The organism is Ectopseudomonas chengduensis, from assembly GCF_900102635.1.
GTDB lineage: Bacteria > Pseudomonadota > Gammaproteobacteria > Pseudomonadales > Pseudomonadaceae > Aquipseudomonas > Aquipseudomonas chengduensis.
The window spans coordinates 1-11,912 of record NZ_FMZQ01000010.1; the positions used below are offsets into that span (position 1 = coordinate 1).

An 11,912-nucleotide genomic window follows, 5' to 3' on the forward strand; every position below is an offset into this window, starting at 1 on the left:
GGATGAAGTGCAGGTCGCTTTCGTCGTACTGCACGCAGTAGTCGCGTTCGGGATAGATATAACCGAGCTGGAATTGATAGGCGTCGCTCTGGATGCCATGGTCTTCGAGGACCTGGCTTATGATCTGTGGCACCGTCAGGTGCTGGAAGATGCGCTGGTTGTAGCGGTGAGCCAGGTAGGCGAGTTGCGGCCGCAGGCTGATGCGGTAGCGGGTCAGGCGTTTGCCGGAGTCGCCTTGCGTGATGGCGTAGACCACGCCATGCACGCCTTTACCGGAGGGGCCGAAGGCCAGGTAGGCGGTCTGATTGATCAGCGCGTCGAGGTCGAGACTGGCGTTCTGGCTGATCAGTTCGATATCGAAGCGGTAGGGCTTGTTAAGCGTTTCGCGCCCCTCGAAGCTCAAAACCTGCAGGTCATTTTCGACCGCGGCAATGGTGAGGGTGATATGCGCCTGGTTGGCATCCAGCATGCCGTGGCCTCCATCCGTGAGTTGGGCGAGGCCTGAAGGGTGCCGGACAGCGCGCGTCGGTTCAATGATGGCATTCCCATACCATGCGCCGGTTCAAGAAAATACCGGTTACGATCCCTTCGGTCTCCAGCGATTGAGCAGCAGTGCGTTGCTCACCACGCTGACGCTGGATAGCGCCATGGCGGCGCCGGCGAACATCGGGTTGAGCAGGCCAGCGGCGGCAAGCGGGATGCCGATCAGGTTGTAGATGAAGGCCCAGAACAGGTTCTGGCGGATCTTGGCGTAGGTGCGCCGGCTGATCTCCAGCGCGGCCGGCACCAGACGCGGGTCGCCGCGCATCAGGGTTATGCCGGCCGCGTGCATGGCGGCATCGGTGCCGCCGCCCATGGCGATGCCGACGTCCGCAGCGGCCAGCGCCGGTGCGTCATTGATGCCGTCGCCGACCATGGCGACGGTGCCGTGCTGGCGCAGTTCACCGATCAGTCGCGCCTTGTCCGCCGGCAATACCTGGGCGTGGGGTTCGTCGATGCCCAGAACGCTGGCCACCGCCGCCACGCTGCCCTGGTTGTCGCCGCTGATCAGGTGACTGGTGATGCCTTGTGCACGCAGTTCGGCGATGGCGTCGGTGGCGCCGTCCTTGAGCTGATCACCGAACGCCAGCAGGCCAAGCAGGCGAGGGGCGTTGCCGGTTTCGATCAGCCAGGACAGGGTACGGCCCTCGGCCTCCCAGGTGCGGGCGGATTCGGCCAGCTCCCCCGCCTGTAATTGGTTTTCCTCCAGCAGGCGGCTGCTGCCCAGTTGCAGGCTGCGGCCCTCGACATCGCCAGCGATGCCACGACCGGCCAGCGCGCGGCTGTCGCTCAGCGCCGGCAGCGTGATGTGCTGTTCGGCGCAGCGCTGCAGCACGGCCTTGGCCAGCGGGTGCTCGCTGCCCTGTTGCAGACCGCCAGCCAGGCGCAGCAGTTCGTCCTCGCCGGCTTCGCTCAGGCCGATATGGACGATGCGCGGCTTGCCTTCGGTGAGGGTGCCGGTCTTGTCGAAGGCGATGTGCTGCACGGCGTGCGCCACTTCCAGCGCTTCGGCGTCCTTGATCAGGATGCCATGACGCGCGGCGACTCCAGTGCCGGCCATGATCGCGGTCGGCGTGGCCAGGCCCAGCGCGCAGGGGCAGGCGATCACCAGTACGGCGACGGCGTTGAGCAGGGCGTTTTCCAGTGATGCGCCGAACGCCAGCCAGCCCAGCAGAGTGGTGAGGGCGATCAGTAGCACCGCCGGGACGAATACCTGGCTGACCTTGTCTACCAGCTTCTGGATCGGCGCCTTGGCAGCCTGGGCGTCTTCGACCAGGCGGATGATCCGTGACAGCACGGTTTCGGCGCCAAGGGCCGTGGTTTCCACCAGCAGACGGCCTTCGCCGTTGATGGCGCCGGCCGTGACCTTGTCGCCCGGCTGCTTGGCCACCGGCAGGCTTTCACCGCTGATTAGCGCCTCGTCCGCATGGCTGTGGCCTTCCAGCACCTGGCCGTCGACCGGGAAGCGTTCGCCGGGCTTGACCAGAATCCGGTCACCCAGTGCCAGCGCGTCGATGCCGACACGTTCCTCACGTCCATCGATCAGGCGCACCGCATGATCCGGGCGCAATGCCTGCAAGGCGCGAATGGCACTGGCGGTCTGGCGCTTGGCGCGGCTTTCCAGATATTTGCCGAGCAGGATCAGGCTGATGATCACCGCCGAGGCCTCGAAGTACAGATGCGGCATCTGCCCGGCTGGCGTCACGGCCCACTGGTACAGGCTCAGGCCGTAACCGGCGCTGGTGCCGATGGCCACCAGTTGATCCATGTTGCCGGCACGAGCCTTCAGAGCTTGCCAGGCAGCGCGATAAAAGCGTGCGCCGAAGATGAACTGCACCGGTGTGGCGAGCAGGAATTGCGCCCAGGCCGGCAGCATCCAGTGCAGGCCGAAGGGCTCGACCAGCATCGGCAGCACCAGCGGCAGGGTCAGGGCGATGGCCGCCAGCAAAGTCAGGCGTTCCCGCTGCAAACGGCGTTGCGCCTGATCCGCGGCCGGGCGGTCGTCCAGCAGGCTGGCCTTGTAACCGGCGGCGGCCACCGCCTTCAGCGCCTGTTGCGGGTCGAAACCGGCGAGTACCTGCAGGCGCGCCTTCTCATCGGCGAGATTGACGGCGACCTGGCTGATGCCTGGCAGTTTGCTCAGGGCGCGTTCGATACGACCGACGCAGCTGGCGCAGGTCATGCCTTCGATGCCCAACTCCAGCGGCTGGCTGGGCACTGCATAACCTGCGTCGATGATGGTGGTGATCAGCTGCGGCAGGCTATCGGCAGGTGCTTCGATGCGCGCCTGCTCGCTGGCCAGGTTGACGCTGACACTGCTTACTTGCGGCAGCTTGCGCAGCGCGCGCTCGACACGACCGGCGCAACTGGCGCAGGTCATGCCCTGGATAGGCAGGTCGAAGGTGGTCATGGTTCGGCTCCCTGTAGCTTGATGGCTACAGGATCAACCTTGACCCCATGGCAAGGTCAAGCCTTCAGTTCAGTGTGGGCGCGGCATGCAGTCGCAGGCCATCGCTGCCCATGGCGATGCGGTAGCGGCGCACTTCGCCGGCCTGTAGTTCCAGTGACTGACCGGCGAGCTGGTTGATACCGTCCTGACAGGGACCGGTGCCGGTCAGGCCAAGGCGCAGTGAGACGCGGCCAGGTGGCAGGTTGAAGGACACCGACTGGCCCTGGTGCAGGCGGGCGGCCATCTGGTCATGCAGATACAGCGCGACCTCGCAGGTGGTGGCCACTTCAAGGCGTTCGCGCGAGACGATCAGCACTGCGTAGCCTTCGCCCTGACTTGTCGAGGGCAGCGGTGCCAGTGGTTCGGCCTGAGCCAGAGGTGCCAGCAGCAGGGCAAGGGCGGAGCAGAGCAGGCGCATGGCAAGGGTCCTCATGCAGAAAACGGCGCGGGTGACATGAAGCAAGTGCTTGACCTTGCCATCGTGGCAAGGTCGAGACTACACCCATCGACCACTGATTCAAGGAGTCAGCAATGAAGCAATTCAAGGTTGGCGGAATGTCCTGCGGTCATTGCGTGCGGGCTGTCACCCAGGCGATCCAGGCGCTGGAGCAGACGGCCAGAGTCGAGGTCGATCTGGCTGCGGGCCTGGTGCGGGTCGAGGGTAGCCTGGATGCCTCACAGATACAGGCCGCCATTCGCGAAGAGGGCTACGAGGTTGCCCCCGCTTAGAGCTCGGGCCTGCTAAGGCCACTGCCGCAGCAGGCCGCGAAAGCAGCTGTCGATCATCGCCGGGGTATCGGTCTGGGCGTCAAACAGATTGGGATCGCGCAGCCAGTCACTGAACAGGCCGACGAGTAGCGCGTGCAGCGTGCGCGAGGCCAGGCGTGGGGTGATGCCTGGCTGCAGGTATGGTTGCACGGTCGACAGGGCGAACTGCTGTTCGCACAGGTCGATGAACTGATTGACGAAGGTCTCGTGACGCTCCTCGGCCTCGCGCAGCTCTTCGGTGAACTCGCAGCGCCGCAGCAGCACGGTGAGGATGCGCCGGCGTTGCTCGTCGAGCACCAGATTGGCCATGGCCTCTATGCACAGATCGCGCAGCAGCTGCAGCGATGACAGGCCATCGACCGCCGCCAGTTGCTGGGCCAGCGGCTCCAGCGGCAGGCGTACCTGGTTGAGCATTTCGTGGAACAGGTGGGCCTTGTTCTGGAAGTGCCAATAAACCGCACCGCGCGTGACTCCAGCATGCCGGGCGATCTGCTCGAGGCTGGTATGGGCGACCCCACGCTCGAGGAACAACTGTTCCGCAGCAGCGAGGATGGCGCAGCGGGTTTTCTCCGCATCTTCTTTGGTTCTACGCATGGCGATCCGGTTAATTGGAACTAGGCTCAGATTGTGCCGAGTTTACCGATTTTGCCCCGCCTGCTGGTGGCGGGCTTGGTTGTCCTGCTTCTGCCCCGTGTCTAGCCAAGGAGAGGAATGCCTCATGCCCTTCGTTCGTCTGGTCGGTGTCTGCCTGCCCTTCAGCCTGGTCCTGCTGGTCGCGAGCGTCGAGGCCGCCGATGCGCCACCGACAGCGGTGACGGTCGAGCAGATCAAGGCCGGCGAACTGCCCATCGTGCTGGAATATCCAGCGCGAACTGCCGGTTACCGCGAGGTGCAGGTTCGCGCCCAGGTCGGCGGCATCCTGCAGGAGCGCACCTATCAGGAGGGTAGTCGGGTGCAGAAGGATCAGGTGCTGTTTCGCATCGATCCACGCCCTTATGAGGCCGCCCTGGCCCGTGCCAAAGGTGCCCTGGCGCAGGAACAGGCGCGTTTTCGCCAGACCGATCGCGACCTCAAACGCATCCGTGAACTGCAGAAGAAGGGCTTCGCCAGCGAGAGTGAGCTGGACAACGCCATCTCCAACTTCGAACAGAGCAAGGCCAATATCGAGGCGGCCCAGGCCGAGGTGCAGTCGCGCCAGATCGACCTCGACTACACCACGGTCAAGGCGCCGATCACTGGCATCACCAGCAAGGAAAGCGTCTCCGAAGGCAGCCTGATCGTCGCCGGCGATCCCAGTGCCAGCCTGCTGACGCAGATCACCCAGCTCGACCCGATCTTCGTCAACTTCGCCTACCCGGACGCCGAGGCCGAGCGCCTGCGCCGCGAATTGTCCGAAGGCAGCCTGGTGCCACCGAGCAGCGGCAAACTCAGTGTGGAAGTGTATTTCGGTGACGGCTCGGCCTATCCAACAGCGGGCGAAGTGGATTTCACCGACAGCCTGATCGACCGCGGTACCGGTACCGTCAGCGCCCGTGGCGTGGTGCCGAACCCCGAGCAGAAGCTGCTGCCCGGGCAGTTCGTGCGCGTGCAGGTCAAGGGCCTGACCCGTCCCAACGCCATCACCGTACCGGAGCGCTCCGTGGCTCAGGGGCCGCGTGGCACCTTCGTCTATGTGGTAGACGAGCAGAGCGTCGCGCGCATGCGCCAGGTCACCACGGGCGATACGGCCGGTGGGCGCTGGGTGATTCTGGCCGGCGTCAGCGATGGTGAGCGGGTGATAGTCGACGGTCTGGCCAAGGTGCGACCGGACAGCCCGGTGCAGGTCGAGGAGGCGAAGGCAGCCACGCCAGCCAGCCCGGCGCAGGAGTAACGGCCATGATCTCGCGCTTCTTCATCGACCGTCCGGTATTCGCCACCGTCATCTCCATCGTCATCGTGCTCGCCGGTCTGGCTGCGATGCGCGCGTTGCCCATCGCCCAGTACCCGGAAATCCTGCCGCCGCAGGTGTCGGTGAGCGCCGCATACCCTGGCGCCAGTTCGCAGGTCATCGCTGAAACCGTGGCGGCGCCGCTGGAGCAGGCGATCAACGGCGTCGAGAACATGATCTACCAGCTCTCCAACTCCTCCAGCAGCGGGGCGATGAGTCTGACGGTGTACTTCGCGGTCGGCACCGACCCGGACCAGGCCACCATCAACGTCAACAACAAGGTGCAGGCGGCATTGGCCAAGCTGCCCGAGGAAGTGCGCCGCCAGGGCGTGAAGGTGGAGAAGAAGTCGTCCGACATTCTTCAGGTGATCACGCTCTATTCGCCGGATGATTCGCGCGACCCGATCTTCATCAGCAACTATGCGCTGATCAACGTCATCGACGAACTCAAGCGCCTCAAGGGCGTGGGTGATGCCAGTCAGTTCGGGTCTAAGGACTATTCCATGCGCATCTGGCTGCGCCCGGACAAGCTGGCGCAGTACAACCTGACACCGACCGATGTGGTCAATGCCATTCGCGAGCAGAATTCGCAGTTCGCCGCCGGCAGCTTCGGCCAGCAGCCGCTGAAGGAGCCGCAGGACTTCACTTATACAGTCACCACGCAAGGACGTTTCACCGACCCCAAGGAGTTCGAGAGCGTCATCCTGCGCACCGACGATACCGGGGCCAGCCTGCTGCTCAAGGATGTGGCGCGGGTCGAGCTGGGCGCGCAGGACTACTCGCTGGTCACCACCCTCAATGGCCAGCAGAACGCCGCTTTCGGTATCTACCTGCAGCCCGGCGCCAACGCCCTGGATACCGCCGAGGCGGTCGAGCGCACCATGCAGCGCCTGGCCAAACGCTTCCCCGAGGGCATCGCCTACAAGATCCCCTACGACACCACCAAGTTCGTTCAGGTCTCGATCACTGAGGTGATCCACACCTTCTTCGAGGCGCTGGTGCTGGTGGTGCTGGTGGTGTTCATCTTCCTGCAGAACTGGCGCGCCACGTTGATTCCTGTGCTGGCCATTCCGGTGTCGCTGGTTGGCACTTTCGCCGGCATGTACATGCTGGGTTTTTCCATCAATCTGCTGACCCTGTTCGGCATGGTGCTGGCCATCGGCATCGTGGTGGACGACGCCATCGTGGTGATCGAAAACGTCGAACGGGTGATGCGCACTCAGGGGCTGAACGCGCGAGAGGCCTCGATAAAGGCGATGGAGGAGGTCACCGGGCCGATCATCGCCATCGTCCTGGTGCTCTGCGCGGTATTCGTGCCGGTGGGTTTTCTCGGCGGCCTGGCGGGGCAGATGTACAAGCAGTTCGCGATCACCATCGCGGTGTCTGTGGTGATTTCCGGCATCGTCGCCCTGACGCTTTCCCCCGCGCTTTGCGCGCTGCTGCTCAAGCCCGGCCATCATGAGCCGGCGGCGCCATTTCGCGCCTTCAACCGTTTCTTCGACAAGGCCACCGAGGGCTATGGCGCCGGGGTGCGTTTCTTCCTCAAGCGTTCGCTGGTCGGCCTGCTGCTGTTCGGCGGCATGATCGCGCTGATCATGCTGCTGTTCTCACGGGTGCCCGGCTCGCTGGTGCCCGATGAGGATCAGGGCTATGTGATCAACGCCTACTACCTGCCGCCAGCCGCTTCGCTCAATCGCACCGAGGCGCTGAGTGGGGCGGTGAGTCAGCAGCTGATGGAGCATCCGGCAGTCGAAGACGTAGTGACCTTCGCCGGTTTCGACGTGCTCACCTTCGGCGTGCGCAGCAACGCCGGGGTGTCTTTCGTGCCGCTCAAGGACTGGAGCGAGCGCACCACGCCCGAGCTCGATGCGCGCAATCTGACGCGCGAGTTCATGGGCATGGGCGCTGCGCAGAAGGATGGTCTGGTGTTGTCGTTCAACCCGCCGCCGATCACTGGCATGAGCACCACCGGCGGCTTCGAGTCCTTCATTCAGGATCGTTCCGGTGGCAGCGTCGAGCAACTCGGCGAGAAGGTCCAGGCCTTCGTCGAGGCCGCCAGCAAACGGCCGGAGCTGGCCGGCATTCAGAGCACCTTCAGCGCCAACGTACCGCAGTATTACATCGATCTGGACCGGACCAAGACGCGGGCACTGGGCGTCAGCGTCAGTGACGTGTTCACCGCGATGCAGGCGACCTTCGGCAGTTACTACGTCAACGATTTCACCCTTTACGGGCGCACCTGGCAGGTCAGCCTGCAGTCGGAATCGGAGTTCCGCCGCAAGCCGGAAGATCTTGGCCAGGTCTACGTACGCTCCAGCAGTGGTGATCTGGTGCCGCTGTCGACCCTGTTGCGTGTGCGGCGCATCCTCGGGCCGGACTCCTATGACCGTTTCAACGTCTATCCCTCGGCCAAGGTCCTCGGTGGCCCGGCGCCGGGCTACAGCTCCGGGCAGGCACTGGCGGCGATGCAGGAAGTGGCCGATGAGGTGCTGGGCGAGGACTACAGCCTGGGCTGGATCGGCTCGGCCTACCAGGAACTGGCGACTCAGGGTTCGGGCACCCAGGCCTTCGTCTTCGGCCTGATTCTGGTCTTCCTGATTCTCGCCGCGCAGTACGAGCGCTGGACGCTGCCACTGGCGGTGGTCACCGCCGTGCCGTTCGCAGTGTTCGGGGCGATACTCGCGGTGTGGCTGCGCGGCATTCAGAACGACGTGTACTTCCAGGTCGGCCTGGTCACCCTGATCGGTCTGGCGGCGAAGAACGCCATCCTTATCGTCGAGTTCGCCGTGTTGCTACGCGCCGAAGGCAAGGGCATCTTCGACTCGGCGCTGGAGGCGGCCAAGCTGCGTTTCCGCCCCATCGTGATGACTTCGCTGGCTTTCATTCTCGGTTGCGTGCCGCTGGCCATCAGCTCCGGTGCGGGCTCGGCCAGTCGCCACTCCATCGGCACCGGGGTGATCGGCGGCATGCTCGCGGCCACGCTGTTGGCCACTTTCCTCATCCCGATGTTCTACCTGCTGGTGGAATCGGCGGCGCAGCGGGTGAGCCAGCGCGGCAAGGCCAGGGAAGAACAGCCGCCGCATTGATAAGCGCGAACCGTCGTTCGGCGATCCGCGCTTTCATCTGCGGCCTGGTCGGTGAGATGATTAGCCGGCTAACAATTTTGCGGATTATTCATGAACCTGCGAACCCTGCTGATCCTGGGCGCGCTGTGCGCCTTTGGCCCTTTGGCCATCGATTTCTACCTGCCAAGTTTCCCCACGCTGGCCCAGCAGTTCGGCACCGACGTCGAACATATTCAACTGTCGCTGGCGGCCTATTTCGTCGGCATCGCCATTGGCCAGCTTTTCTACGGGCCGTTGGCGGATCGTTTCGGTCGCCGCGTGCCGCTGCTGGTTGGGGTGGCATTGTTCACCGTGGCATCGCTGGCTTGTGCCCTGGCACCAAACCTGGAATGGCTGGTTACGGCACGCTTCATCCAGGCCCTCGGCGGCTGCGCCGGGATGGTGATCACCCGTGCGGTGGTGCGCGACCTGTGCGATCCATTGGCTTCGGCCAAGGTGTTCTCGCAGCTGGTGCTGGTGATGGGCCTGGCGCCGATTCTCGCGCCCCTGGGGGGCGGGCTGCTGCTGGGCACCCTGGGCTGGCCGTGGATCTTCCATAGCCTGGCGATTTTCTCCGGCCTGTGCCTGCTGGCCGTGCTGTTGTGGTTGCCGGAGACCCGTCCACAGCATCTGCAGCCGGCGCCGCTGAGTGGCGCCTTCGGCCAGTACCGCGCTTTGCTGGGCAATGCGCCGTTCATGGGCTACAGCCTGGCCGGCGGTGTGGCGATGGCCGGCATGTTCGCCTATATCGCCGGCTCGCCCTTCGTGTTTATCGAGTTGTACGGTGTGCCGGCCGAGCACTATGGCTGGCTGTTCGGCAGCAACGCGGCAGGCTTCGTGATCATGGCGCAGGTCAATGCGCGTCTGGTGCTGCGCGGCGGCCCGGCGCTGTGGCTGCGGCGCATGGTGCTGGTCTACCTGGCCAGCGGCCTGTGCCTGCTGGCGTTGGCGCTGTGGCAACCGGTGCAGCTGTGGCCGCTGCTGATTCCGTTGTTCATCTGCGTCGCCAGCCTCGGTTGCGTGCTGCCCAATGCAACGGCTTGCGCCATGGCCGGGCAGGGCCGGCATGCCGGCAGCGCTTCCGGGCTGCTGGGTAGCATGCAGTTCAGCGTGGCGGCCAGCGCTTCGGCGCTGGTGGCCTTCCTGCACGATGGCTCGGCCATGCCCATGGCGCTGGTGATCGCCCTGTGCGGCGCTGCCGCCTGCGGCTTCGCCTGGTGGAGCAAGCGTTTCGTGGTGTGAGCCGGCGGGTTACAGTCGCGCGACCTTGAAGGTGTCGCAACGCCCCGGCTGACCACTCTCGAAACCGGTGCTGAACCAGCGTACGCGCTGCTGCGAGGTGCCATGGGTGAAGGCGTCCGGCACCACCTGACCGCGCGACTGCTTCTGCAGGCGGTCATCACCGATGGCGCTGGCGGCGTTGAGGGCTTCTTCCAGGTCGCCGGCCTCCAGCCAGTCATGCCGGCGTTGCGCGTGATGGGCCCAGACCCCGGCCAGGCAGTCGGCCTGCAGTTCCTGGCGTACCAGCAGGCCGCCGTCGCCCTCGACGCGTTCACCGCGCTGGCGCGCCGCGTTGACCTTGGCCGATACGCCCAGCAGGGTCTGTACGTGATGGCCGACTTCATGGGCGATCACATAGGCCTGGGCGAAGTCGCCGGCAGCGGAGAAGCGTTGCTCCATCTCACGGAAAAACGCCATGTCCAGATACACGCGCTGATCACCGGGGCAGTAGAAGGGGCCAACTGCCGAGCTGGCGAAACCGCAGGCGGAATTGACGCCGCCGGAGAACAGCACCAGTTGCGGATCGCGATACTGCTGGCCAGCCTGCTGGAACAGCTCGCGCCAGGTGTCTTCGGTATCGCCGAGGATGGCGCGGACGAACTCGCTCTGCTCGTCGTTCGCCGCTGGCGCACTCTGCGTCTGGGTAACCTGCGGCTGGGTGGCCTGGCCGGCGATCTGACCGAGAATCTGCAGCGGGTCCTGGCCCATCAGCAGGCCGACGATGACGATCACCGCCACCCCGCCGAGGCTCAGGCCGCCGCCGAGGCGCCTGCCGGAACGGCCGCGCGCATCCACCACGTTGTCACTGCGTCTACCGCGTTGCCAGCGCATGGCGGCACTCCCTGGTTGCTGATCGCTGCAGTGTAGCTGCGCCCGTGCCCGACTCAGTTGGCCGGGTAGTCACTGAGCAACTGATCCTTGCGCTCGCGATCCAGGCCGATGACCTGATAGGCATCGACACGGTCGCCATACTCCATACCAGGCGAGCCCACGGGCATGCCGGGTACGGCAGCGCCGATCAGGTCCACGCGCTCACGCAGTTTGAGAATGTCGGCGGCCGGTACATGGCCCTCGACGAACTTGCCGTCGATCACGCCGGTGTGACAGGAAGCCAGGCGCGGCGGCACGCCGAGTCGCTGCTTGACCGCACTCATGTCGGCCTCGACATGGTCGTTGACGGTGAAGCCGTTGTCCTGCAGATGGTCGATCCAGGCCTTGCAGCAACCGCAGTTGGCATCGCGATGTACATCGATGGTCAGTGGCTCGCTGGCGTGGGCCAGGCTGGTGAAGAGGCAGAGGGCGAGCAGGGAACGACGCATGACTGGACTCCGGATGAACGAGAGCGCCCAGCATAGCGCCGCGGCGGACGCTGCCCAAGCCATTGCGGCTATGCGTCGCGACCAGTGGCGGCCTATGCTGGCTGCAGCCACTCATTGTCTGGAACCCGCCCATGCTGTTCGCCCGAATCGTCCTGTCGATCCAGATCGCTGCCCTGCTCGTGTTGGGGCTGGCCTATTTCATCCGCCCCGAAGAAATGACCAGCCTCAGCGGCGCGTTGCTGATGGGTAATGCGGCGGTGACCGAAGTGCGTGCCTATTACGGCGGGCTGCAACTGGGCCTGGCGGCTTATCTGGCGATGGCGCTGCTGCGTATGGATTTGCTGCGCCCGGCGCTACTTTTGCTGGTGCTGCTATACAGCTCGCTGGCGTTGGCACGCATTGCCGGGCTGTGGCTGGACGGCGGCGCACAGCAGACCTTCAACCTCTACGCGCTGCTGCTCGAAGTGGTGTCGGCCGGGCTGGCCTGGTGGGCGTTGCGCGGCCTGTCACGCTGAGCCGTTCAG

11 protein-coding genes are annotated in these 11,912 nt (G+C 64.9%); 5 read left to right on the forward strand and 6 right to left on the reverse strand.

Annotation, left to right across the window (positions count from 1 at the left end):
* The 3 genes from BLS08_RS15910 to BLS08_RS15920 form a co-directional block, all read right to left on the reverse strand.
* Positions 1-469 (reverse strand): contractile injection system protein, VgrG/Pvc8 family (locus BLS08_RS15910; RefSeq protein ID WP_279615830.1); only part of this gene is annotated, 469 nt, incomplete at its 3' end.
* Between the two features lie 108 nt (positions 470-577).
* Complete coding sequence (locus BLS08_RS15915; protein ID WP_017678878.1) at positions 578-2,950, reverse strand: heavy metal translocating P-type ATPase; 2,373 nt, start codon at positions 2,948-2,950, stop codon at positions 578-580.
* A gap of 64 nt (positions 2,951-3,014) precedes the next feature.
* Complete coding sequence (locus BLS08_RS15920) at positions 3,015-3,407, reverse strand: hypothetical protein (protein ID WP_017678879.1); 393 nt, start codon at positions 3,405-3,407, stop codon at positions 3,015-3,017.
* 113 nt (positions 3,408-3,520) lie between these two features.
* On the opposite strand from BLS08_RS15920, the gene BLS08_RS15925 reads away from it, so the two are divergent.
* Positions 3,521-3,718: a heavy-metal-associated domain-containing protein gene (locus BLS08_RS15925; protein WP_017678880.1), complete on the forward strand. Its 198-nt coding sequence runs from the start codon at positions 3,521-3,523 to the stop codon at positions 3,716-3,718.
* Positions 3,719-3,730: 12 nt separating this feature from the next.
* On the opposite strand, the gene BLS08_RS15930 is transcribed toward BLS08_RS15925, so the two are convergent.
* Positions 3,731-4,351 carry a TetR family transcriptional regulator gene (locus BLS08_RS15930; RefSeq protein WP_017678881.1) on the reverse strand — a complete coding sequence of 207 codons (621 nt, stop codon included), beginning with the start codon at positions 4,349-4,351 and terminating at the stop codon, positions 3,731-3,733.
* 124 nt (positions 4,352-4,475) lie between these two features.
* Between BLS08_RS15930 and BLS08_RS15935 the strand changes: the two genes are divergently transcribed.
* From BLS08_RS15935 to BLS08_RS15945, 3 genes are all read left to right on the forward strand, one after another.
* A complete protein-coding gene (locus BLS08_RS15935) occupies positions 4,476-5,627 on the forward strand; it encodes an efflux RND transporter periplasmic adaptor subunit (protein ID WP_017678882.1) in 1,152 nt (383 codons plus the stop codon).
* A 5-nt stretch (positions 5,628-5,632) separates the two neighbouring features.
* A complete protein-coding gene (locus BLS08_RS15940; protein WP_017678883.1) occupies positions 5,633-8,770 on the forward strand; it encodes an efflux RND transporter permease subunit in 3,138 nt (1,045 codons plus the stop codon).
* Positions 8,771-8,860: 90 nt separating this feature from the next.
* The gene (locus BLS08_RS15945; protein ID WP_017678884.1) at positions 8,861-10,030 is read left to right on the forward strand and encodes a multidrug effflux MFS transporter; all 1,170 of its coding nucleotides are present in this window, start codon (positions 8,861-8,863) and stop codon (positions 10,028-10,030) included.
* Positions 10,031-10,039: 9 nt separating this feature from the next.
* Here BLS08_RS15945 and ypfJ read toward each other — a convergent pair whose 3' ends face one another.
* Together ypfJ and BLS08_RS15955 are read right to left on the reverse strand one after the other, a co-directional pair.
* Positions 10,040-10,900, reverse strand: coding sequence for a KPN_02809 family neutral zinc metallopeptidase (gene ypfJ / locus BLS08_RS15950; protein ID WP_017678885.1), 861 nt, complete (start codon positions 10,898-10,900; stop codon positions 10,040-10,042).
* A gap of 53 nt (positions 10,901-10,953) precedes the next feature.
* Entirely contained in the window at positions 10,954-11,388 is a 435-nt protein-coding gene (locus BLS08_RS15955; RefSeq protein WP_017678886.1) for a DUF411 domain-containing protein, read from the reverse strand.
* A 131-nt stretch (positions 11,389-11,519) separates the two neighbouring features.
* On the opposite strand from BLS08_RS15955, the gene BLS08_RS15960 reads away from it, so the two are divergent.
* Positions 11,520-11,903: a DUF4345 family protein gene (locus BLS08_RS15960; RefSeq protein ID WP_017678887.1), complete on the forward strand. Its 384-nt coding sequence runs from the start codon at positions 11,520-11,522 to the stop codon at positions 11,901-11,903.
* Positions 11,904-11,912: the final 9 nt, after the last annotated feature.

Bases quoted from the DNA above. Each gene is read 5' to 3' on its own strand.
- BLS08_RS15920 (WP_017678879.1), bottom strand. From the start codon at position 3,407: ATGCGCCTGCTCTGCTCCGCCCTTGCCCTGCTGCTGGCACCTCTGGCT.
- BLS08_RS15945 (WP_017678884.1), top strand. From the start codon at position 8,861: ATGAACCTGCGAACCCTGCTGATCCTGGGCGCGCTGTGCGCCTTTGGC.
- BLS08_RS15935 (WP_017678882.1), top strand. From the start codon at position 4,476: ATGCCCTTCGTTCGTCTGGTCGGTGTCTGCCTGCCCTTCAGCCTGGTC.
- BLS08_RS15925 (WP_017678880.1), top strand. From the start codon at position 3,521: ATGAAGCAATTCAAGGTTGGCGGAATGTCCTGCGGTCATTGCGTGCGG.
- BLS08_RS15930 (WP_017678881.1), bottom strand. From the start codon at position 4,351: ATGCGTAGAACCAAAGAAGATGCGGAGAAAACCCGCTGCGCCATCCTC.
- BLS08_RS15915 (WP_017678878.1), bottom strand. From the start codon at position 2,950: ATGACCACCTTCGACCTGCCTATCCAGGGCATGACCTGCGCCAGTTGC.
- ypfJ (WP_017678885.1), bottom strand. From the start codon at position 10,900: ATGCGCTGGCAACGCGGTAGACGCAGTGACAACGTGGTGGATGCGCGC.
- BLS08_RS15940 (WP_017678883.1), top strand. From the start codon at position 5,633: ATGATCTCGCGCTTCTTCATCGACCGTCCGGTATTCGCCACCGTCATC.
- BLS08_RS15960 (WP_017678887.1), top strand. From the start codon at position 11,520: ATGCTGTTCGCCCGAATCGTCCTGTCGATCCAGATCGCTGCCCTGCTC.
- BLS08_RS15955 (WP_017678886.1), bottom strand. From the start codon at position 11,388: ATGCGTCGTTCCCTGCTCGCCCTCTGCCTCTTCACCAGCCTGGCCCAC.